Consider the following 22,174-nt stretch of genomic DNA (forward strand, 5'->3'; position numbering starts at 1 on the left):
ACCCGGTGATCGATGATCAGCGATCGGTGATCAGCGATCGGTGATCGGTGATCGGTGATCGGTGATCAGGCGGGTGCGGCGTCCTGGGTGGACGAGGCCACCAGCCGGCCGTCCTGGCTGAAGAAGGACGCCCGAGTGAGCGTCCGGTAGCCGGAGCCGGACGGGCTGTCCCGCACGACGAGCAGCCACTGATCCGCTCGGAAGGGCTGGTGGATCCAGACCGCGTGGTCAAGCGAGGTCATCCTGGCCGGATGGAGTGACCGACCCGGTTCTGGATGCGGATGCGGGCCCGGCCCCGAGTCGGGGTGCGGGTTCTGCCGCGTTCGGACGAAGGCCGCCAGCATCTGCCGGGCGAAGGCGGCTGTCACGTGATCGGCCAGGTAGGTGAGCGCGCCGGCGTGCAGAGGCGGATCATCCGGGAGGGCCTGGCCCAACCGCACCCAGGCCACCGGGCGCACCGACGCCCGTGCGGCGCCTCGGGCGTCACCATCCGCGACGACTCGCAGATCTATCAGCCGGCCGGTGGCCTCGGACGGGCGGTCCAGATCCGCGGGCGGCGGAACGGCCGGAGCCCTCAGCTGATGTCCCGTCCGCCCGTTGGGCCGGAAGAGCAGGGACATCACACAGACCACCTCACCGCCCTGGACGCCGGTGACCCGCCGGGAGGTCGCACCGCCGCCGTCGCGGACCCGGTCGACGAGATAGACGATCGTGCGTCGCCCCTGCGCCGGCCGCGGGAAATGCGCGTGCAGCGAATGGACGGGCGGACCGCTCGACACGGTGCGGGTGGCGGCGAGCTGAGCCTGCACCGCGATCAGCCCGGTGTGGACGGGTTCGTCACCGTCACCGCGCCACCGGGCACGAAAGACGTCACGGTCGATGTCCTCCAGCGCGGCGAGCTCGAGGAAGCCCGGTCGTGGCCTCGGCCCCGCCGCCCGAAGCGGCCTGGTCGAAGGGTCGAGCGGAGGGCCGAGTGGAGGGCTGGACGGAGAACCGGACGACGGTCCGAGCGGAGGACTGGGCGGTGGTCCGAGCGGAGGACTGGGCCGAGGAACAGCCGGCGGGGCCCCCGTCCGGAGCCGGTCAACGGTGAACCGGACGGGTGTCACTTCGACCGAATGGACCACGCCGGGACCACTCCGACGCCGCCGCAGCCGGTACGGAAGGGTCGGCCGGTCATCCGGGACGGCACCGGCGTTCGAGCCCGGGCTGCCAGTCGAACCCGGCCTGCCGTCCGAACCCGGCCTGCCGTCCCCGCTCGGGACCGCGCCGCCGCTCAGGCCCGGGCAGCCGTCGGGGACAGCGCCGCCGTCCGGGGCAGTACCGCCGCTCAGGCCCGTACCGCTCGCGACGGAGCGGGCATCCGCGACGTCGCCGGTGGCGACACGCCCGGGGTCACGCCACCGAGGCAAGACTGTCCCTGTCCGCGGCCCCCGTGGTCTCCGCATCGGGGCGGCCATCCGCCGCGCTCGACGCGCTCCCGTACGGGGAATCCGGCGGGTTTCCGTGGTCCCGCGGGCCACGCAGCCGCGACCACACCGTCCCCGGTGCCAACAGGCGGCGAAGCCTGCGGACCCGACGAAGCCGATGGAACCGTCGGTTCCGCGGCTCCTCCGGGTTCCGTGCCTCCTCCGGGCTCCGCGGGTTCCGCAGGCCGCGCGGCCGGTTCCGCCCACGCGGCCCACGGCCGCGCAGTGCCCGCTCGGCCCGGTCGAGCTGGCGCCACGCCTCCTCGGCGGCACGCGCCCCGGCGGCGCCGTCCCAGTCCAGGGCTGTGTCGGGGGCGAAGATCGCGATCGTCACCAGATCCGCCAGCCCGCGCAGGGCGGCCTCGACGGCCGGTCCCGCCTGCGCGGCGGCGGCGAAGGTACCGCCGAGATGGACGACCTGCACCGGGCTGGCCGCCGCCGGGACCGTGCACCCGGCTTCGGCGAGCGCCTCCAACGCGCACTGCCAGGCACCGACCACACGCTCGCGCCGCTGGGCCGCGAACCGGAGCCTGCGGCGCCGGACACCGGACGCCGCCAGGGCAACCGCGAGGTACAGGCCGGCCAGCCCGACCAGGATGAGGACACCGAGGACCACGTGCTTCCACCAGGCACCCGCCCCGTCGGAGGGGGCCGAGGGCCCCCCGTCCGGGCCCCCGTCGCCGCCCGCCGTCATGGGAGCCGCGGGTTTCGTGGCCGGAGTCGCCTCACCCGCGGCCACGGAGCGCAGCGCGACCTCGATCAGCTCCGCCTGTTCGGGTGTCTCGCCCTGGTTCGATCCGGCCACACTCGCGCCCCTTGCCTCGGCGGACCGTGGGGTCGGGAAGAACGGCAGCCAGCCGACCCCGTCGAAGCGCACCTCCGCCCAGGCCAGCGCATCCGAACCGTGCACGGTGCGGATCTGGTCCGCGGCACCCGCTCCGTCGCCCGAGGCCGCGGGAGCTGAAGCTGGAGCGGTGAACCCGACCGCCAGCCGGGCCGGCAGCCCGAGCAGACGTGCGGCCAGGACGAAGGCGGTCGCGAACTGCTCGGACGTCCCTCGCCGGGTATGACCGAGGAAGTGGTCGATGTGCCCATACGCATGCCCCGGCGGGACCTCGGGATCGAAGACGAAGTTCGCGCTCAGATAGCTACCCAGCAGGGCCGCCCGCTCGAACGGCGTCCGCCCCCGGGCGGTTGCGAGCTCGGCCATCGACCGCAGGATCGACGGCGGGTCCGCGGGAACGGCCAGGTCAGAGTCGTCGTGGTCAGCCGCGGCGGCGCCAGCCGACAGCGCGGCGATCTGCGCCGGCTCGGGTCGAGGCTCCGGAACCGACGTGATCTCGAAGCGCGAGCCGGCGGCCAGCGGAAGGTCACTGCGCAGCATCCCGGTACCCGGGTCGACCCGCACACCGGGCGGGCCGCTCAAAGGCGACCCGTTCGCCGGCAGCAGGTTTCCGCCCAGGCCCACGACCTCGACCTCCTGGCGCACCGACGGATCCTGCCGCGGCTGCGCGGCCGCCGTCCCGGGCGGCACGATCGTGGCTCCCGCGGCGACGAACCGCGCTGTGGAGCGCCAGCTCACACCGTCGTAGTCGTCGAAGACGGCCAACCGGAAGATCACGGGAGCAGCCGGGTCCGGCCCGGTGACCGCGGCGCGGAAGAGCACGTCATCGGGGTGGGCGGTCCAGCCGCTGAGCGCGGCGAGCGGGCTGGTCTCGGTCACGTCGACCGGTGTCGTCGAGCGATGATCCCGGGGATCGACCGGATCGCCGAGGCGACCGCCGGTCACCGTCACCGCGGCCAGGATCCCGACGAGCAGGACCGTCAGGGTCGCGACAAGCCCTCTGGCCGAGGAGCGGGCCAGGCCGTACCCACCCGTCCGGGGCATCCGCGCCAGGAGGTGGCCGGCGGCCAGTGCGACGAGCACCCCCGTCTGGGGGAGGTTGTCACCCGGGACGGGCAGGGCCAACGCGGTCGCGGCCAGCAGGGTCACGACCGCGGGCAGCACCGGCAGGAGCGCCGCCCGGGTTCGGATCGTCAGCTCGGCGCCGATCGCCGCCGCGAGCCAGGTCGGGGCGAGGGCCACGATCAGCAGATCGGGGTCGGCCGGCGCCGGCGCGGCAACGTCGAGGAGACGGGCCCAGCCGTCGATGACACCCACACGGACCAGCTCGAGCCTGGCCAGGAACCCGCCCGCCTCGGCCGCGACGGTGTAGCCGGTCCAGACGACGAATCCGACCATCCAGGCCGGCACGGTGAGGACCGCGGGTGCCGGCCGGCGGCCCCGGCGCGGCCCGCCCAACAGGGCCACCAGCACGACCGGCAGGACAGCGGCCACCGGCAGGGGGACCCACAGATCCCGAGCCGGGAACAGCCGCGTGAAGCCACTCCCGCCGACGAGCGCCAGGGCCGCGACGAACGCCAGCTCGACGGCGCGGCGCGCGGCACCCGGCGGCGTTTCCTCCGCGTGCGCGGCATCCGACGTTGTGCTGGTCGCCGCCGCACCGGCCGACGCCACACCAGCCGACACCGCAGCCGGGCCCGCCGACGGCACGCCAGCCGACACCGCAGCGCTGGGTGCCGGGCCGGCCGGCGGCCTGACAGCCGGTGGCTCGACGGTCAGGTCCTTCATGCCTGGACCAGCCCGCGGTCGTCGATGGCTATCGGCACGGAGCCCGCCACGGGGCCTGACACCGCCCGACCGGGCGACGGCTCCGGCCCGGCAGGCGTGGCCGCGGCCGAGGCCGAGGGGGATGTGGTCCGGGGCGATGCGGTCTCGGCCGAGAGGGGCCAGATCTCCCCCAGCTCGGCGGCGGTTGTCAGGTGCAGCACCCGCACCTGGCCCGATCCGGTGGCGTTCGGCGCGGCCGCCGGCGGAGCCATCTCCACCTCGCCTCGAGGACCCCGGCGATCCTGGGAGGCCCAGGGGTCCCGCCCGTCCGAAGAGTCGAGGATTCTGGTCGTCCCAGCGGCGGAAATCCGCCGATCTTCGCCCTTCGCCCGGTGCCGGCGCAGCCGGGCCCGGTCTGCCGGGGTCCGCCGGCCCCACGCGCGGGCGACGGCCTCGCTGCGCGGCCCCAGCCGCAGGACGATCACCTGGCCGAAGGCATGCGCGACCGGTGTCAGGGCCGTGATCGCGTCACGCCCGATCCCGCCGGTGACCAGTACGAGCGTGCCGACCGGGCCACGGCGCAGCGTCCGCAGCACCTCCAGGTTCGTGCCCTCGTCGGGCGCGACCGCCGCCAGTTGGTCGAGCAGCGAATCAACGTCCGCGGCACGGCGGCGGCCCGTCATCCGCACACCGCCCGATGTGACCAGGCGGACGCCATAGGCACCGCGCGCACAGGCCAGCACCGCGGAGGCCGCGGCGTCGACCGCGTCCTCGAAGACGGCTGCCCCGACCGGGCCAGCGGGGTAGGCACACCGGCGGGTGTCGAGCACGACGGTGGAGGCGGGCTCGCTCGGATCCACATGGGTGCGGACCATCAGCGTGCCCAGCCGAGCGCTGGCGGCCCAGTGCACCAGGCGCAGGTCCTCTCCGGGGGTGTACTCCCGCAGGGTGTGGAACATCAGCCCGCCCGCCGTTCCGCTGCCGCTGGAGCCGTCGGGATCACGGGCGGGCGCGGTCGGGGGCGAGACCAGCGCCTGCGTGCGAGGGCGCACCCGCAGCGTGACCGCCTCGCCCAGGGACTGCCGGCGGTGTGCCAGACCGAACGGATCACGCCGGTCCACCCAGCAGGGCCCGATTCGGCTGACCGCGCGGACAGCCGTGTCCAGCGGCAGCACGACCTCGTGGCCGGCACCGCCGCGAAGCCGACGGACGCCCACGACAGCCGGCCGCGCCAGCGGCCCGGACAGCACCCCCGGGCCGGACAGCACCGCCGGGCCAGGCAGCACCCCCGGAACGGACGGTGCCCCGGGGCCGGACGGCGCCCCCGGATCGGCGGGTGTCGCGGACACACAGAGCGTGAACGGGGGCGCCGTCCACCGCGAGTGGTTGACCACGGTGATCACCAGCGCCGCCTCGTCGCCGCGGCTGACCGATTCGGCGGTGAGCCGCAGACCGACACCGACCCGGGGCGGTCGAGCCACCGACACCACGGCCAGCAGCAGCGCCGCCGCACCCGCGGCGGTGAGCAGCACCAGCTCGGCGTAGCGCAGCAGCGACGCCGCGGCGCCGAGCCCGACCAGTGCGGCGAGCAGCCCCCAGGCCGCGGGGGTGATCTTCGGTAGCCCTGGGGTGGTGCGCGTGCCCGCGCTCACGTGGCGACGAGACGGCGCGGCGACGGCACGGTGTCCAGGACCTCCGCGACGACGTCCTCCGCGGTGACCCGACGCAGCTCGGCCTCGGGGGTCAGCACCAGCCGGTGCGCGAGCAGCGGCCCGGCGAGCACTCCGACGTCGTCCGGTGTGACGAAGGAACGTCCCGTCGAGGCCGCGCGGACCTGGGCCGCCCGAAGCAACGCGACGCTCCCCCGCGGGCTCGCGCCGAGCCGCACCACGTCGCGGCGGGACCGCGTCGCGGCGACGACCCGCACGATGTAGCGCCGCATCTCGGGGGCGACGTGCACGCCCAGCGTCCGATCGGCGTGGGCGACGACGTCCTCGGCCCGCAGCACCGGTCGGAGGTCCTCGACCCGCCGGCCGACCTGGCGCCCCTCGAGGATCTCCAGCTCCGCGTCCAGCGTGGGGTAGCCGATGCGCAGCCGCATGAGGAAGCGGTCGAGCTGCGCCTCGGGCAGCGCGTACGTCCCGTCCATGTCCACCGGGTTCTGGGTGGCGATCACCATGAACGGCGCGGGGACCGGGTAGCGGGTGCCGTCGACGGTGACGTGGCGTTCCTCCATCACCTCCAGCAGGGCGGACTGGGTTTTCGGCGAGGCCCGGTTGATCTCGTCGCCGATGACGATGCCTGCGAAGACCGGGCCGGGACGGAACGTGAACTCGCTGGTCCGCTGGTTGAAGACGTTGGTGCCGGTGATGTCGGCGGGCAGCAGGTCGGGCGTGAACTGGATCCGGTGGCAGCGTGCGTTCACCGACGCCGCGAGGCTGCGGGCGAGCGTGGTCTTGCCCAGTCCCGGTACGTCCTCCACGAGCAGGTGGCCCTGCGCGAACAGGCAGATGGTGGCTAGTTCCACCGCGGCCCGCTTACCGCGGATGACCTGCTCGACGTTGGCGACGACGTCCTCGAAGGCGATCGCGAACGGGATGGCCCGATCGGTGCTGACCGTCATTGCCGAACCTCCGCGTGTGGTGAGGCTTCGTGTGAGCCGGGTGGATCGTGCGAGGTGGGCGACGTGTGCGAGGTGCTCGGGTCGTGAGAGGCGGGCCGGCCGGTCGAGGGGGAGCGACCGGCCGGCCCGCCACGGGCAGCAGGGGGGAGCTGCCCGGGAAACGGAACGGCCCCCGGCGCGCCTCCCACGGGTCAGGCCGCCAGTGCCCACCGACACCGCCGGCCAGCACCACCAGGCGGTGTCGCTGGCGACCGTCACCGCAGCGTCGCTGCCACGGAGCCGAACCGTTCCGATGCAGTAGACGACGGAGTCTCCCGATTCGTTGTCCCCGGTCCGGAAAATGTTGTCGAACCCGTGGTGAGGGTCCTGCCGCCCCTACGCACCGGGGGCGACCCGGCCGACCCGGGAAGTCACCCCGGGGGCGTCAGATGTGACGCTCCGACCAAAATGGGTCGCAACCAGTCGGCACAGTAGCGCGTCAGACCTGTCGACGGACCACGACGGAAGGCCGGGAGCCCGCGGGGGCAGCCGCGAGCCCCTTCCGCATCACGACACACAGACCACATATGCCCACTTGATGTTGGGCTTCATTGTGTTCTCTTTGTTGTGTATGGGGTCCGTCACCGGCTTCCGCCCGGCTTTCCCTCCGGCCGGGCGGAAGCCCCCGGTGACCCGGCCCGCCGCGTCGCCGGGCCCACCTGGTGGCTCCTGGCGTCTGGGGAGGTCGGATCATTCTCGGCAGCTGGCGTCAACCGCCACGAGGACTGCCCGTACGGAGACCCTCCGGGCCCGGCCCACGAAATCTCGGCGTACCAAAGGCCGAGGTACCAGAGGCCGGCGCACGAAGGGCCGGCGCACGAAAGCTCGCCGAACGAGGGCTCGGCCGGGCGGCGCGGGTCGTCCCGGCGGCTCGCGTGCTCCTCCCGGGCGCGGCCGTCGTCACCGTGACCGCGCTGATCGGCGCCACCGGCCAGGGCACAGCTCCGGTCCGGCTCGATCTGGTCGACAACGGGACCTGGCTCACCGACTCGGCCACCGGCACGCTGATTCACCTGAGCGGCCCCGCCGGCCGGGCGAACGCCGCCGTGACCGTTCCCGGCATGGCCGGCCGTGACCTGACTGTCACCTCGACCACCCACAAGATCGTCGCCGTCGATCCGAGCGCCGGTCAGGTGTTCCTGGTCGACCCGGCACGCCTGGCCGCTGTCGGCTCGGCGGCTCTCCGGCCCGGCGTGGCGATCACCTCGGCATCCGGGATCACCTACGCGGTCGAGGCCGGAGCCGGGCGGGTCCAGCCGCTGTCCGCGGACGACCTGTCGCCCATCGGTACGGCCCTCGACCTCCCGGCACCGCTCGGCGCGGCGGCCCAGAGCGACGACGGCACCCTCTGGGTGCCGCTGCGCTCCACCGGGACCGTCGTGGCGGTACGCGACGGTGTCGCCACGCCGGCCGCCGGCCCGGTCGCACCGCCCGGAAACGCCATCGACGTGGTGCTGGCCGGCGGGCGCCCGGTCGTCGTCGACAGCACCGCGCGCAGCCTGACGACGCTCGGCGGCCCGGGCGCCCCCGGCGAGTCGGGAGCCAGAGCCGGAGCGCGTACGGTCCTGCCCCTGTCTGAGACACCGGCCCCGGCCGGCCCGGAGCTGCTCGTCGCCCCCCGGACGGAGAGGGGCGTCGTCCCCCTGCTCGACCCGGTGGCCCGTCGGCTCTACCTGGCGGATGTCGATCACGGCACGGTGGCGGCGACGGATCTCCCCGGCCGGGATCAGGAGCCGGGGCAGGGGCGGCCCGGCGTACCAGTGGTCCAGGCGGGCCATGCCTATGTGCCGGAATCCGCGCTTGGCGTCGTGCTCGACTATGACCTCGCCCACGGCACGTTCGGTGCTCCCGTAGCGGTCGCCGCGGCCGACGGGCACGCACGGATCACGGTGACCGTCGACGACGGCCAGGTGTGGATCAATGACACCGCCGGGCCCAACGCCGTCCTGATCAATGATCGTGGCCGGACTCCGATCAGCAAGCAGCCGCCGGATCTCCCCGGCCTGCCCACCGGCTCGGCCCAGCCGCTGCCTGCGGCCCCACCACTGCCCAGGCCGCAGCAGCCGCGCCCCGACGGCACCGCCCACGGCCAGGGTGCGGCACGGCCCACGCCGGCAGCGACGACGACCCGCACCCCGACCGCCGCCACGTCCAGTCCGGGCACCGGCACCCGGACCGGTACCGAGGCGGAGCACGATCAGACCACGTCCGAACCGACACGGACGCCGACCACCCCGCCGCCGCGGACACCGTCGCCTCCTCCGGTGACGACGCATCCGGTGACCACCCCGCCCCCGTCACCCACCACCGGCCCATCCGCAAGCCCGGACGGGCTCCCGATCGAGTGATCCGGCCGGGTGGTCGTCAACCAGCGAAGTCGATCACCAGGCGGTCGGGGTTCGTCAGCTCGAGGACCCGGAAGCCCGCCCGGGTGCTCAGGCCGGCGCCGACGTGCACGTAGCCCTCGAAGTCCCCGGCGAGCACGTAACTGGTCAGTACGGGTAGGCCACCCCCCGTTCGGGGGGTGGTCAGCGTCGTCACACCGGCGTCGTCATGAGCCGCGGCGGGGGTCACCACGACCTCGAACGTGACCGCCCCCTCCAGTGGCAGGGGCGCCCCGGAGCCCGGCCGGACCACCTCGTCGACGTAGCCGGCGGTGTAGCCGGGAAGACCTCCGCGAAACTCCAGCACCAGCCGGTCGAATCCCGCACCGCCCACCGTGTTGTGGGCGCCCCGAAGGGCGACCAGTCGTGTGGTCGTCGCAGGCTGGCGCTGCGTGCTGACCGCACCGGTACCCCAGCTGGACGGCGGGCTCGAGACCACCGCGCCGACCCCGGCGCCTGGGTCGGCGCTGGCACTGCCAGTGCCACTGCCACTGGCGCCGGGGTCGGCACTGGCACTGGCACTGGCCGCAGGGACCGAACCGCCCCGCGGGCCTGACCCGTCACCGCAGGCCACGACTCCGGCGCAGAGCAGGATCGAGAGGGTGGCGGCGCCGGTCGTCCGCGGCCGGTGGATGGGCCAGGCGCGGCGGCGCACGACAGATCGCTCCATGGGAGCCTCCGAGACGATCAGCGATCAGCGGGAACAAGGCGATACCCGCAGTCTGAGCCGCGCGTCGTGAAAAGCAATGCCGCTTCGGGCGGCGGAACCGGGACGCGCGGTAGGGTTCGCGCCGCGGGCCGGGTTAGCCGGTCGGAATTGCCGTGGCGGATATCCCTTCACCGTGCCCGGCCGGGCACGGGACGATGTCCGTACGACGGGGTCCAACGGCTAACGGCAGCCGTCGGGCGGAAACCGACGAGAGGGAATGCCGATGCTGCGCGATGCGCCAGAACCACGGTCGAGGCCCCGCGAGGCGGGGACGCGTCCGAGGCGGACCATGCGGGCGGTGCCTCTGACGGCGGCCTTGGCCGGTGTCGTGACGGCCGGTCTGCTCACGGCGTGCGGCGGCGGTTCCGGCACCGCTGTCGACCCGGCCGAAAGCCTGCGCCCGACCGCCCGGGCGGCCACCGCGAGCGTTGACGACGTGAACGGGGCGAAGGCCTCCGCCGAGTGCGCGGCATCCGTGAAGACCCTGCGGATGTACGCGGTCGGTTCGCTCAACGACGCGGCGAAGTCCGGCAAGGCCTACATGGAGGCCGCCCATCCAGGGCTCACTGTTGAGCTCTCCGCCGACGCGACCGGCTATCCGGAGCTGGTGGCGCAGCTCAGTGCCGACCGCGCGGCCGGGCGCCCCGCGGACGTCGCCGTCGCAGGCTTCGACCTGCTGCCCACGTTCGCCGACGAGCTCGGCGCCCAGCCGCTCTCACCCAAGCTGCTGCGGGCCTCGTACGACCAGCGTTTCCTGCACCTGGGCGAGTACGACGGCAAGCTGGTCGCCATCCCGCAGCAGGTTTCGATGCTCGCCCTCGTCTACAACGTGGACGCCCTGAAAAAGGCCGGGGTCGACCCCGCGACCCTCAAGACGACCACGGGTGTGCTCGCGGCAGCCGAGAAGATCAAGAATTCGGGTCAGTCGATCCAGCCGATCGACCTGCCGACCCAGGGCTTCGGCCAGTGGTATCTGAGCACGCTGGCCAGTTCCAAGGGAACGCCGGTACAGAAGGCTGATGGTCAGCCCGATCTGACGACCCCCGCGGCCCGTGAAGCCGCGGCCTTCCTCCGCAAGGTGGGCACCTACGGACCACAGTCCGGTGACGCGACCAGGGAGGGGCTGCTGCGGTTCGGCATCCGCCGGGAAACCGCGATCAGTGCGGTCACCCTGCCCTCGATCTCCGGCGGGCTGAAGTACATCCACGATCAGGGCGCCGCCGGCTTCGAGGTCGGGGTCATGCCCTTCCCGACGCTTCCGGGCGGCACCATCCGTCCGGTCTCCGGGGGTAACGGCCTGGCGATTCTGTCGACGGACCGCTGCCAGCGGGAGATGGCCACCGAGCTGGTCGTCGCGCTGCTCTCCCCCGACGTGATCAAGGCTGGCACGGAGGCCTTCAGCTTCTTCCCGGTCGACAACACCGCCCGGACGCAGCTCGCGTCCTTCTACCAGCAGTACCCCGAGCTGACCCAGTTCGACGCGTTCATTCCGTCGCTCGTCCAGGCCCCGCAGTGGGGTGGCACCCGCGGCGGCGAGGTCCATGACGCGATCAACGACGAGGTCGTGGCGATCATGACCGGCGCCGACCCGAACTCCACGCTGGCCGGCGCACAACGAAAGGTCACGGAGCTGGTGCGCTGATCTTCGAGCCGGCCGGCTCGGATCGACTGGACCGGCCGGCTCCGGCCGGGTTACGAGCCCACAAGATCTGGGGATCCTGATCGTTTCCACGACCAGGATCCCCAGATCTTGCTCGCGAGCAGCGACAGAGGCGGCAGCGGGCAGGCCGGGCCTCGGAGCCTCCGCCCTTTGGACGGGGACCTCAGCCGATCGAGCGGACCGGGTCGCTGCCGTCCCAGTTCTCGGCCGCCGCACGGACGAGACCGGCCAGGCCCTCGGTCGCGGGATTGAGCTCCATGATCTCGATGATGGTCGCCGGACCCGCCGGCGGTTCGACGTAGGCGAAGCGGGTTCCCCCGTCGCCGCCGCCCGACCACACAACCGGCAGGCCGGCCGCCGTCACCGCGCTCATGGTCGCGTCGAAGTCCGGCGCCCAGAAGGCGAGCTGGTGGTAGCCCTCCCGCCCGGACTCGAGGAACTCGGTGTAGATGCTGGGCTCGTCACCGTGCTGCGCAATGAGCTCAAGCTGCAGGTCGCCACTGTTCGCGAACGCCACCGACACCGTCACCTCGCATTCCTGGCCGCGGTAAAGCCCGGCCTGGGGCCGCTCACGCAGCACGTACCACGGGCCGACCCCCAGGCTCAGCCAGGCGGCGATCGTGGCGTCGAGATCGCGCACGACGTACCCGTTCTGACGGACTACTCCGGGCAGGATGTTCGGATTGATCGAGGTAGGCAGGCCAGCGACCGGCACGGTGACGCTCCCAGGGTGCGAGGGGCTCCAGGTGCGACCCGGGCGGACGTCGGTGCGCTTGTCCGGGCGTCCGGCTGGCCGCCGGTCAACGCTAATCCGGCAATTGAAATCGAGTCAACATTCTCAAACGGCGTTAGAATCGCGCGATGACCGCCGGAGGAGCCAGCACAGGTGCTGACCGTGGTCAGCGGCGCGCGTCCTACCAGCAGGCTCGATCACGCGAGACCAAGCGTGTGCTGGTCCAGGCGGCGCTCGCGCTGTGGCGTGCCAACGGGTACGCAGAGACCACGGTCGCCGACATCTGCCGGGCGGCCGGGGTTTCCAAGGGGCTGTTCTACTTCTACTTCCCGCGCAAGGAGGACCTGCTTTTCGAGATCAGCATGCTGTCCACCGACGCGGCCAGGGACACGGCGCGGGAGCTGTCGCACGGCCCGTATGAGATCTCCGCGGTCGTCACCGCGACGCTGAGCTCACTCGAGCGGTCGATGCGCCGGAACCCACCCGAACTGATCATGGAGATGGTCCTCGAAGGCCTCCGCTACGAGTACCGGGCCCTCACCTCCTCCGGCGAGGTGCCCTCCCGATCGACACTCATCCTCGGCGAGCTCTTCGAGCGCGCGGTGGCCGCCGGAGAGCTGCCCCCACACGTCGACGCGGCACGGCTGGCGCGGCTGGCGCAGTCCCTGATCAGCGAGGGTGCTCGCCACTGGGCCGCCGGCGCCTACGCCGGCAGCTCGTTCACCGAGGTCGTCTCCGCGGACATCGCCGTGCTTATCGCCGGATTCCGGCAACTGCCGCCAGCCAAGCACGTGGCGCCGGCCGACCACCTCGCCCAGGCCGATCACCTGGCGCAGGCCGATCACCTGGCGCAGGCCGATCACCTGGCGCAGGCCGACTGAGCCCCGCCCCAACCCCTGGCCACGGCGGCCACCGTGGACGGCATCGCCCGACACGAGTTGATGTCGGGCGATGCCGTCCGCGGTGGACTCCAACAAGCCGAAACAGGTCAGACCAGGCCGAGCCGGAAAGGGTCGGGGTCAGGCCTCGCGGGCCCCGCTGTCCCCGCGCGGGTAGGGCGGGGCGGGAACCGGATGCCGAGACAGGACCAGGCAGGTTCGCGTCAGGAAGACGGGCGTCCGGGCCTTCGCGGGCGGACGGATCACCCGGCCCGCCTGACCGCCTGCCTGGCTGGCTGGCTGGCCACCCCCCTGGGCGCCGGCCTGGACGCCTGGTCGACCGCCGCGCAGGGACAGCGGCCTGCCGGCGCATCGCCCGACCGGGCTGGACCCCGACCCGCTCATGCCGCGGATCCGAAGGCCATCAGACCGAGCATCCCGAAGGCGAGCGCGATCGTCATCAGACTGGCCGTGGTGGCGAGCAGCGCGGACCTGCGGTCGGCGGCGTCCCGGAGCACAGGACGCGCCGGGCTGCAGGCCCGGTCCGCGACCTGGGCGCGAAACGCCCGGTAGGCCCGGTCGACCTGCCGGCTGCGGACAGGCCCGGCCGCCCGTCGCCGCGCGCTGTGCCGGCCGCTCACGCGGCACCCAGCTCAGGCCGCGGCCGCGGAGCACGGGATCCGGAGAACCCGCCCCTCACCCGCCGGCACAGTTGCCCGTCTGTTGATGTGTTGATCCTGACTGCATGACACGGCGGGACAGCCACCACGCCAACCCTGGCATCCCCGCCAGCACCCTGCCCATCCATCAAGGCCGCCTACCTCCCTGTTGTGCCGGGGCCCACACCCGCTGACCCACGACGCCCTGGCCGCCCCCCTCCCCCGAACGGGGAGCCGGTGGCATCCGGAAGGTGCCGGGAACACCAACACCGCCACCACCAGCCCCCGTTCGGGGTAGTGGAAACGTAGAGCTTTCCCCGTTTTCGGGTGTGACGTCTGACAGTCGGGCATGAAAGGTAGCCGCCGTGTTACGGCCAGATACCAGCCCGCAGCGGGCCTCGGACGGCCAACTACGGGGCATGCTGCCACTTCAGGCGGATTCCCATGATCCATCGCGAGATGTGCCGGCAACACGGGTAACCGCCGCCACACCACCCACCGACAACCCGGCGGCCCGACAGCCGCCGGACGGCCACCGACAGCGGGCGGCCGGACGGCCGGGACGGCTCGCACCCGGGCTCACCCTCCGGGCGTCATTCGACTCACCCTCGGCCGGGTAACGCGACGGCGTGGACCTCACGACGGTCTCGCTGGTGGGACTGATCGCGCTCGCGCTGCTGTTCGACTACACCAACGGCTTCCACGACGCGGCGAACGCGATCTCGACCGTGGTCGCGACGCGGGTGCTGCCGCCACGCTGGGCGGTCGCCTGGGCCGCGATGTTCAACCTGATCGCCTTCACGATCTTCGGCACCCTGGTCGCGAACACCGTCGCGGCAACCGTGAAGGAGCCGTATGTCAGCCTCGCCGTGATCTTCGCGGCGCTGCTGGGGGCGATCACCTGGAACTACCTCTCCTGGTACGTCGGCGTCCCGACGTCGTCGTCACACGCGCTCGTCGGCGGCCTGGTGGGAGCCGGGCTGGCTGCCGCGGGCACCGACGCGATCCGGGCGTCCAGCCTGCAGAAGACCGTGCTGTTCGTGGTCATCTCACCGATCGCGGGCCTGGTGGTCGGATACCTGTTGATGGCCCTGATGCGCCTGGTCCTCGCCCGGCGCGACGTCGCCCGCACCGAACGCGGATTCCGGGTCGCGCAGCTGGCGTCGTCGGCGGCGGTCTCGCTCGGGCACGGCGGCAACGACGCGCAGAAGACGATGGGCGTGATCGCCGCGACGCTCGTCACCACCGGTCACCTCGAGGGCGGCGACCATCTCGACATCCCGCTGTGGGTGGTGCTCTCGGCGCATGCGGCGATCGCCGCCGGCACCCTGTCCGGCGGCTGGCGACTGGTCCGCACGATGGGCATGAGCATCACCGAGCTACGCCCCGTCAGCGGGTTCGCGGCGGAGACGTCCGCGGCGGCGGCCATCTTCGCCTCCACCGCGGTCGGTGCCCCGGTCTCGACCACCCACACCGTCGCCGGCGCCATCACCGGGGTCGGCAGCGCGAACGGGGGCGCGCCGGTGAACTGGTCGGTGTTCGGCCGGCTCGCCATCGCCTGGATCGTCACGATCCCGTTCTCGGCCGGCTGCGCGGCGGCCGTGTACGCCCTGACGACGATCCCGGTCCATCCGCTCGCGATCGGACTCGTCACCGCTCTGCTGCTGGCCCTGCTCGGCGCGCTCTGGCTCGCCCTGCGCAACGCGCCGCGAGCATCCGACATCAGCGCCGAGCTCGCCGCCGGCCCGGAGGGCGAGACGGCGGTGCCGGTACGGACTGGAGCCGGCTCGGTGATCGTCTACGGGCATGAGGGGGTCCGCGAGGAGGGCCGGAGCGCCTCCTCGCGGAGTACCGGCCGCGGTCCTCCGCTGTGAGCGATCGCGGCGCGGTGGATCAGGAGGCGGCCGGCGAGGGCACCGCTGCCGGGGCCGCCGAAGCCGCCGGGGACGGGACCGGGGACGGGGCCACCGGGATGTCGGTCAGGGTCGCATAGCCCGCGTTGAACGCCGGCACCTCCTCGGCCGGCTCCGCGGTCGAGGCGCAGTCCTGCTTGTTCAGCGCGCCCGCCGCGAGCGCGCTGTTCAGGTCGGGGGCCGTCTGGGTGGGCAGCTGCTTGAGGCCACGGAGCTTCCCACCCGCGGCACAGTTCGGAATGTTGAGGTTCGCGACGCTCTCCTGGGTACGCGCCGACGTCGCGGTTTCGGCGAACTCCGCCCGGTGCTTGGTAACCCAGTCGACGACGAGCGTGACGCCGGCGCTGTAGTCGTAGCTGTCCGCGAGTCCCATGCTCGACGCGATCGACGGAATGCCCCGGGACGCAGCCGCGCGGGCGGCACCGACAGTCCCGGAGAGGTCGACCACCGGCCCAAGGTTCTGGCCCTGGTTGATACCGGAGACGACGACGTCCGGCTTGAGCCCGAGAACGTCCAACGCCACCAGAACGGAGTCGGCCGGGAATCCGTCAACGGCCGTCGCGGCAACGCCGCTGGCGGTGGCGGCATCGTGGTGCGCGGGCGTCGGCTGGGTCGTCTTGCCGCCGGTACCGGACTGGTTCGCCGCGGGCGCGACGACGGTCACCGTCACAGCGGGCAGCGCCTTCAGGCCGTTGACGACCGCGTCGATCCCGGCCGCGCCGACCCCGTCGTCATTGGTCACCAGGATGTCGATGGGCGCGGGGCCGGTCGGGCTCGCACTGGTCGTCACCGGCGAGCCATCGGCCTTCTCATCGCCTCCGCAGCCGGCGGCACCGGCACCGGCGACCAGCGCCGCGAGCAACACCGCCGTCGCCTGCCGGCGCCCGCGGGTTGATCCCGAGTCCCCACCCCACCGACCAGCACCCAGCACTGTGTTCCCCTTCGGTAACCGCGAACGTCAGTAGTCGCGAACGTCAGTAGTCGCGAACGGCGGAAGTCGCGAGCGTGGTCAACGCGAACGTGACCCCGTCGTCCCCGCCGGGCCTGCGCCGGCTCGGGCGAGCCCGAACATGCCCCTCGACCTGCGACGTTCGAGAGTATGGCCACACTTCCCAACTGAGTCACCCGATTCGACGGGATGGCGGTGGGTGGACGGTCGCCGTTCACTGCGCCGCCGCACGCTGTTGGCAACGTCGACATCCGCGGGACGTCCGGTAGATCGACCAGCCGGTGGCCGCCGGCGCCGTCACTCACACGTCCAGCCACCGATCACGCAATGTGACGGTCACCGCCGGCCACGGGTCAACCGCCTCCGGTCGCCGCGAGACGGCAGCTCCCCGCCGGCGGCATCCGTCGCGGCCGATCTCCGCCGCGCAGAACGGTCATCCGTGCACGGGGCACCAACGATCCTTGCCGTAGCCTCTAGTCAGCCTTTGCCACCGAGCCCGGTGATAGTTCCGGGTAGGCCGGCACCGGCCATCACGGTGAGGATGAGATGGACGAATTTTCTTTTCGCGACGGCACCTTGTGGTGCGAACAGACGCCGTTGCGTGAGGTTGCCGAGAAATTCGGTACTCCTACGTATGTCTACTCGGCCTCGACGCTCGTCGACCACTACGTCCGGTTCGCCAAGGCCTTCGAGTCGATCGATCCACTCATCTGTTTCTCCGCCAAGGCGCTGAGCAATGTGCACCTGCTCCGCCTCCTCGGCGACCAGGGCGCCGGGATTGACACGGTCAGCGGCGGCGAGCTGCACCGGGCCCTGCTCGCCGGCGTCGACCCCGAGCGCATCGTCCTGGCCGGCGTGGGCAAGTCGGCCGACGAGCTGCGCGAGGCGGTGCGGCGTGACATCCGCTGCATCAACGTGGAGTCCGAGGAGGAGGTCGCGCTCCTGGCCCGCATCGCGCGGGAGGAGGGCGGACGTCCCCGCCTGGCCATCCGGGTCAACCCCGACATCGCCCCCGACCTGCGCACCCCGGCCCGGACGACCACCGCGGTCCGGGGCGTCAAGTTCGGGGTGGACATCGAGCGGGCCGCGGCCCTGTTCAGCCGCGCGGCCGACGACGGTTTCCTGCGGCCCGAGGGCATCCATGTCCACATCGGCAGCCCCATCTTCGACCCGCAGGTCTACGCGATGGCGATCGAGCGGGTGCTGGCCCTGGTCGCCGACATCGAGGCCGCCGGGAACCCGGTCACCACGATCAACCTCGGTGGCGGATTCCCCGCCGAGTACACCGAGGGCAGCGCTCCGGGCTGGGACGAGTTCGCCGACGCCATCTGCCCCCGGCTGGAGGGCTTCGTCCGCCGCGGCGGCCAGATCATCTTCGAGCCGGGCCGCACCATCGCGGCCAACGCGGGTGTCCTGCTCGCCGCCGTCCGTTACCGCAAGCAGGCCGGCGAGCGGGAGCTCGTCGTGATCGACGCGGGTATGACGCACATCGCCCGGGCCGCAATGTATGACAGCTATCACTTCATGTGGCCGGTCAGCCCGGTAAACGGGGCGATTCCCAGCTCTCGTGACCAGGAATCGGTTGACGATCTCGTCGCGTATGACGTGGTCGGCCCGATCTGCGAGTCGAGCGATTATCTGGCGAAAGGCCGGGCGCTGCCGGCAATGGTCGCCGGCGATCTCGTCGCGATCTTCACGGCCGGCGCCTACGGAATGACGATGACGAGCAACTACAACAGCCAGCTCCGGCCGGCCGAGGTCCTCATCCAGGGCGCGGACGTGAAACTGGTGCGGCGGCGCGAGACCTACGACGACCTGGTGGCGCTCGAGTTCCCCGACGACACCCCGCCGTCCCTGCCCTCCTAGTCCGCACGACCTGGCCCGCGCCAGCTCTGGCCCGTGCCGGCCGCCTGGCCCGCACGGTCTGTCTGACCCGCACGGTCCGGCTGACCCGCACGGTCCGGCTGACCCTTGTGGGCCGGGCAGCCACCGGATCAGCCGGTAGCCTCCGACGCCGGGGCGGAGTCCGGCTCCGCCCCTGAATGGGTGTGCAGCCAGCGGAGCATCCGCTCCCAGGCGTCACGCGCCGCGGCCGGGTCGTGGGTCGCCGGGCGCTCCGGGGTGTGGAACGCGTGCTGGGCGCCCGGATAGCTCACCAGCTCGGTGGGGACGTGAGCTTTCCGGGTCGCCGCCCGCAGGGAACCGATCTCGCCGAGAGTGACCCAGGTGTCGTTCTCCCCGTACAGGCCCAGCCAGGGGGTGCGCAGCTCGCCCGCGACCGCGAGCAGCGGCGGCGCGTCGGCCCAGTAGGGGTCGCTGACCGCCCCGCCGTAAAACGACACCGCGGCCGCGAGGCGGTGCCGCGCCGCAGCCAGGAAGGCGGCCGTGCCGCCCATGCAGAACCCGATGACCGCTGTCGCCGCCCGCGCGATCCCGGCCTCGGCCAGCCAGGCCAGGCCGGCCTCGATGTCCTCGTCGAGACCGCGCGCCGTCAGCGTGCGCATCCGCGCCGCGCCCTCGGCCAGCGGCACCTCCGCGACACCGTCGCGGTGATAGATGTGCGGAGCGAGCGCGAGCCAGCCCAGGTCACGGAGCTGCTCGCAGACCGAGAGCACATAGCCGGTGACGCCCCGGGCATCCCCCACCACGATGACCCCACCGTGCGGCGTCACGCCGGCGGCGGGGGCCGCCACGCTCAACGGCACGGACCCGACACGAACCGTCTTCACCGCCACACCGGACATCATTCACGGCCTCTGACATCACGCGACACCGACCCGGTCGACCAGTAGGGCTCAGGCGTGCCCGCGCCTTGCCGAACAGATCAGACAAATTAGACAGATCGGAAAGATCCGAAAGATCGGACGGGTTGTAACCAAGCACCCCGTTCCGTCCCCCCGGCGGGTGAATCCGGGCAGCCAGGCCGAAGAGCTCGGTGGTCCGGATCCGCCAGCGGCGGCAGCCCGAAGCCGCAGCGCGAAGATCCGATGATTTCGGTCGTTCCGGCGACCAGGATCCTCAGGTCCCACTCCGCGGCAGCGGCAGCGGAAGCGGCGGCCCGAAGCTCGGGGTTTTGCTGCGCGCTCCCGGACACCGACCATCCTCAACTCTTCGAACTGCGGATGGTTCTCTTCTGAGAGATCGATGTTCTCTCAGTTTGATCGATATCTACCGGAATTCTGGAAGTGAAATTCCCCTGAGCGAAGAGCACACTGCGGTTTCGCCGCCGACGGTGAGGATGCCGCGGTCGCGGCCGCGCGCACGCTCGGGTATCAGCCGGATCCGCCGGAAACTTCCTCCCGGCCGGCGGCCTGTCGAATACCGGCCGGCCGGCCGGTTGGCCGGCCAGCCCGCCGGCCCCAACACCACAAGTACCGGACGCATTTCCTCCACATACCGGGTACCGTTCCGCCGGGCGGTGGCCAGCAGGCCCTCGTCGCGGTTCCCGCCCGCCACCAGCCATGTGCACCGGGGCTCGCGCCACCCAGGACGATCACCGCCCGGCCGACCGTCACCGCCTTCCATGATTTTCGATGCCACCCGCTCGAGTTCCGTCGGACCCAGCCCCACCGGGGCCACCTGATTCTCCGGCCGACGACCACGCAATGACCCCGATCAGTATCCGATGCATTTCCCCACCCCAGGAAAATATTTCAACCGGTCACGCCAGAGAGTTTCCGGATACTCACCCATCTCCCACCAGCCCGGTGCCACCGTGGCGCCGCACACCAGGCGGAAGATCGCTTATATGGGTTCGATCCAGGACGGCCCCCGGATCAACTTCCCCCGACCGGGGCGGGTAACCGGTTCCGACGCCCGCGCGGAACCACGCCCATCCGGAGGCGAACCCGACCGAGGGCAAACGAGCCCGGGAGCTGGCAGAGGCGACCTGCTACCATCGGCCGACCATTCACCATGAATGAACGTTTCGATGGCGTCACCGACCCGCGCCCAAGCACCGCCTGGCCCGCTCCGCCATGCCCTTGCCTCCGCAGCCGGCCTTCCCGTCGCCATCGCCATCTGCCTACTGGGGGAAATTGATGTACTTAGGCCGACTGACAAGGCATCCCGCGGTTGGAATTGTCGCCGCGTTGACCGCCGTCATCGCCGGATGCTCGGGCTCGGGAGCGGGCTCGGAGGGCAGCCAGAACGGCGCCGGCGCGGCCTGCGCCGCGCCCGGGGTCACGGCGGACCAGGTGCGGATCGGGCTCGTCTACACGGACTCGGGCACCGGCAGCAGCTCGCTGGCCTCGGCACGCGCCGGGATCGACGCCAGGCTCGGCCTGATCAACGAGCAGGGCGGCGTGAACGGCCGGCGCATCGTCTACACCTGGCGGGATGACGAATCCTCCGACGAAGGCGCCCTGCGGGGTGCGACCGAGCTGGTGCAGAAGGAGAATGTCTTCGGCCTCATCTCGACGTCCAGCTCCCTTGCCAGCGCGCTGGACGGCCTGGCGAAGCAACAGATTCCCGTCACGGGGCTCGTCCAGTCGGGCTGGGGAAGCTACAGCAACCTCTTCTCCTTCATATACGACGTCTCACCGGAGATTACCGCCCGCTACATCCAGGGCCACCAGGGCGACAGGGTGGCCTTTCTGATGTCCGGGTCGGAGGATTTCACCCGACAGATAATCGCGAAATATCAGGCCTCGTTCCAGGGTGCCGGCCTCTCCACCAACCCCGATATCATCTCCTATACATCAGGCGTTGACAGCCCGGTCCGGGTCGCCCAACTCCTGGAAAGCTCCAGGGCCGATTCCATAGTTGCCTTCACCGACCCCAGGGATCTCGCCGAGATAATGCAGGCGGCCCAGGCCAGAAATGTTCCACTCGTCAGCGTCGTCTCGCTCACGGGCTACGACCACAGCGTGCTGCGCGCCTACGGCCCGGCCCTGGCCAATGTCGCGATGGCGGTGAACTTCCGCCCCTTCGAGGCCGGTGGTGCTCCCATCGAGCAGTACCGGGCGGCGATGGCGCGTTTCTCTCCGGCGGTGGTGGATCCAGAACAGCAGTTCGCGATGTACGGCTATCTCTATGCCGACCTGTTCATCCGCGGGCTGCAGGCCGCCGGCGACTGCCCGACCCGCGAGGGCTTCATCGACGGGCTGCGCAGGGTGGCCGACTACGACGGCGGCGGCCTGGTCGAACCGGTGAACCTCGCCAACATCGCCAACCAGCCGCTGCAGTGCAACGCGTTCGTCCGGGTCAGCCCGGACGGCACCGCCTTCCAGCTCGACAACCAGCGGGTCTGCGCCAACGGAACGACGGGCTAGCCGGCCCGCGCCGCGCCGGCCCCCGGGGCTGGCCGCGACCGATCAGCGACAAGCCCACTGGCCGGCGGCGCCGACGAACGGCACGCCGCCGGCCAGTGCGGCGAGGGCTTCCGGCGCAGCCCGGACGGCCCCACGATGGGGAGGTGGCACGAGGGACACTGCGGATCTATCTGGGTGCCGCACCAGGCGTCGGCAAGACCTACGCGGCACTCGACGAGGCCCACCGGCGAGCCGAACGAGGCACCGACGTCGTGGTCGGCTTCGTCGAGACCCA

16 protein-coding genes and 1 pseudogene are annotated in these 22,174 nt (G+C 72.0%); 7 read left to right on the forward strand and 10 right to left on the reverse strand.

Features of this window, described 5'->3' with window-relative positions; all coding sequences use genetic code 11:
* Positions 1 to 65: 65 nt before the first annotated feature.
* The 4 genes from ACG83_RS46345 to ACG83_RS39955 are packed head-to-tail and all read right to left on the reverse strand — an operon-like array spanning position 66 to position 6,703.
* Positions 66 to 1,412, reverse strand: a complete 1,347-nt coding sequence (locus ACG83_RS46345) for an acyl-CoA thioesterase II (RefSeq protein WP_235498494.1) — start codon at positions 1,410 to 1,412, stop codon at positions 66 to 68.
* Positions 1,396 to 4,101 (reverse strand): DUF3488 and transglutaminase-like domain-containing protein, encoded by a 2,706-nt coding sequence (locus ACG83_RS39945; protein WP_235498495.1) that lies wholly within the window; start codon positions 4,099 to 4,101, stop codon positions 1,396 to 1,398. Before ACG83_RS39945 ends, ACG83_RS46345 begins: the two co-directional genes overlap by 17 nt.
* Positions 4,098 to 5,732 carry a DUF58 domain-containing protein gene (locus ACG83_RS39950; protein ID WP_054571442.1) on the reverse strand — a complete coding sequence of 545 codons (1,635 nt, stop codon included), beginning with the start codon at positions 5,730 to 5,732 and terminating at the stop codon, positions 4,098 to 4,100. The genes ACG83_RS39945 and ACG83_RS39950 overlap by 4 nt, the downstream gene beginning before the upstream one ends.
* Complete coding sequence (locus ACG83_RS39955) at positions 5,729 to 6,703, reverse strand: MoxR family ATPase (protein ID WP_054571443.1); 975 nt, start codon at positions 6,701 to 6,703, stop codon at positions 5,729 to 5,731. The genes ACG83_RS39950 and ACG83_RS39955 overlap by 4 nt, the downstream gene beginning before the upstream one ends.
* 914 nt (positions 6,704 to 7,617) lie before the next feature.
* Here ACG83_RS39955 and ACG83_RS39960 point away from each other — a divergent pair.
* Positions 7,618 to 9,090, forward strand: a complete 1,473-nt coding sequence (locus tag ACG83_RS39960) for a hypothetical protein (RefSeq protein WP_054571444.1) — start codon at positions 7,618 to 7,620, stop codon at positions 9,088 to 9,090.
* A 16-nt stretch (positions 9,091 to 9,106) separates the two neighbouring features.
* On the opposite strand, the gene ACG83_RS39965 is transcribed toward ACG83_RS39960, so the two are convergent.
* Positions 9,107 to 9,796: a hypothetical protein gene (locus ACG83_RS39965; RefSeq protein WP_054571445.1), complete on the reverse strand. Its 690-nt coding sequence runs from the start codon at positions 9,794 to 9,796 to the stop codon at positions 9,107 to 9,109.
* Positions 9,797 to 10,124: 328 nt separating this feature from the next.
* On the opposite strand from ACG83_RS39965, the gene ACG83_RS39970 reads away from it, so the two are divergent.
* Positions 10,125 to 11,477 carry an extracellular solute-binding protein gene (locus ACG83_RS39970; protein ID WP_054571446.1) on the forward strand — a complete coding sequence of 451 codons (1,353 nt, stop codon included), beginning with the start codon at positions 10,125 to 10,127 and terminating at the stop codon, positions 11,475 to 11,477.
* A gap of 181 nt (positions 11,478 to 11,658) precedes the next feature.
* Here the strand turns inward: ACG83_RS39970 and ACG83_RS39975 are convergent, their stop codons facing one another.
* Positions 11,659 to 12,210 carry a VOC family protein gene (locus tag ACG83_RS39975; RefSeq protein WP_054571447.1) on the reverse strand — a complete coding sequence of 184 codons (552 nt, stop codon included), beginning with the start codon at positions 12,208 to 12,210 and terminating at the stop codon, positions 11,659 to 11,661.
* Between the two features lie 146 nt (positions 12,211 to 12,356).
* Here ACG83_RS39975 and ACG83_RS39980 point away from each other — a divergent pair, with 146 nt between their 5' ends.
* Positions 12,357 to 13,109, forward strand: coding sequence for a TetR/AcrR family transcriptional regulator (locus ACG83_RS39980; protein ID WP_235498496.1), 753 nt, complete (start codon positions 12,357 to 12,359; stop codon positions 13,107 to 13,109).
* Positions 13,110 to 13,247: 138 nt separating this feature from the next.
* Here the strand turns inward: ACG83_RS39980 and ACG83_RS45055 are convergent, their stop codons facing one another.
* On the reverse strand, positions 13,248 to 13,511 hold the full coding sequence (locus tag ACG83_RS45055) for a hypothetical protein (RefSeq protein ID WP_131831176.1): 264 nt from the start codon (positions 13,509 to 13,511) through the stop codon (positions 13,248 to 13,250).
* A complete protein-coding gene (locus tag ACG83_RS39985; protein WP_054571448.1) occupies positions 13,508 to 13,747 on the reverse strand; it encodes a hypothetical protein in 240 nt (79 codons plus the stop codon). The genes ACG83_RS45055 and ACG83_RS39985 overlap by 4 nt, the downstream gene beginning before the upstream one ends.
* A gap of 647 nt (positions 13,748 to 14,394) precedes the next feature.
* Between ACG83_RS39985 and ACG83_RS39990 the strand changes: the two genes are divergently transcribed.
* The gene (locus ACG83_RS39990; protein ID WP_054571449.1) at positions 14,395 to 15,639 is read left to right on the forward strand and encodes an inorganic phosphate transporter; all 1,245 of its coding nucleotides are present in this window, start codon (positions 14,395 to 14,397) and stop codon (positions 15,637 to 15,639) included.
* A gap of 19 nt (positions 15,640 to 15,658) precedes the next feature.
* Here the strand turns inward: ACG83_RS39990 and ACG83_RS39995 are convergent, their stop codons facing one another.
* Positions 15,659 to 16,543: a 5'/3'-nucleotidase SurE gene (locus ACG83_RS39995; protein ID WP_083473954.1), complete on the reverse strand. Its 885-nt coding sequence runs from the start codon at positions 16,541 to 16,543 to the stop codon at positions 15,659 to 15,661.
* Between the two features lie 630 nt (positions 16,544 to 17,173).
* On the opposite strand from ACG83_RS39995, the gene lysA reads away from it, so the two are divergent.
* Positions 17,174 to 18,493, forward strand: a complete 1,320-nt coding sequence (lysA, locus tag ACG83_RS40000; protein ID WP_054571450.1) for a diaminopimelate decarboxylase — start codon at positions 17,174 to 17,176, stop codon at positions 18,491 to 18,493.
* A 128-nt stretch (positions 18,494 to 18,621) separates the two neighbouring features.
* Here lysA and ACG83_RS40005 read toward each other — a convergent pair whose 3' ends face one another.
* On the reverse strand, positions 18,622 to 19,356 hold the full coding sequence (locus ACG83_RS40005; RefSeq protein ID WP_235498497.1) for a dienelactone hydrolase family protein: 735 nt from the start codon (positions 19,354 to 19,356) through the stop codon (positions 18,622 to 18,624).
* A 1,362-nt stretch (positions 19,357 to 20,718) separates the two neighbouring features.
* Between ACG83_RS40005 and ACG83_RS40010 the strand changes: the two genes are divergently transcribed.
* Positions 20,719 to 21,900, forward strand: a complete 1,182-nt coding sequence (locus ACG83_RS40010) for an ABC transporter substrate-binding protein (RefSeq protein WP_369812954.1) — start codon at positions 20,719 to 20,721, stop codon at positions 21,898 to 21,900.
* A gap of 143 nt (positions 21,901 to 22,043) precedes the next feature.
* Positions 22,044 to 22,174 (forward strand): annotated as a pseudogene (locus ACG83_RS43460) (sensor histidine kinase KdpD); the annotation flags it as partial.

The organism is Frankia sp. R43 (assembly GCF_001306465.1).
Taxonomy (GTDB): domain Bacteria; phylum Actinomycetota; class Actinomycetes; order Frankiales; family Frankiaceae; genus Parafrankia; species Parafrankia irregularis.

Excerpts from the sequence above, each read along its gene's own strand:
- ACG83_RS39955 (WP_054571443.1), bottom strand. The coding sequence starts at position 6,703 with ATGACGGTCAGCACCGATCGGGCCATCCCGTTCGCGATCGCCTTCGAG.
- ACG83_RS39965 (WP_054571445.1), bottom strand. The coding sequence starts at position 9,796 with ATGGAGCGATCTGTCGTGCGCCGCCGCGCCTGGCCCATCCACCGGCCG.
- ACG83_RS39980 (WP_235498496.1), top strand. The coding sequence starts at position 12,357 with ATGACCGCCGGAGGAGCCAGCACAGGTGCTGACCGTGGTCAGCGGCGC.
- ACG83_RS45055 (WP_131831176.1), bottom strand. The coding sequence starts at position 13,511 with ATGAGCGGGTCGGGGTCCAGCCCGGTCGGGCGATGCGCCGGCAGGCCG.
- ACG83_RS39945 (WP_235498495.1), bottom strand. The coding sequence starts at position 4,101 with ATGAAGGACCTGACCGTCGAGCCACCGGCTGTCAGGCCGCCGGCCGGC.
- lysA (WP_054571450.1), top strand. The coding sequence starts at position 17,174 with ATGGACGAATTTTCTTTTCGCGACGGCACCTTGTGGTGCGAACAGACG.
- ACG83_RS39970 (WP_054571446.1), top strand. The coding sequence starts at position 10,125 with ATGCGGGCGGTGCCTCTGACGGCGGCCTTGGCCGGTGTCGTGACGGCC.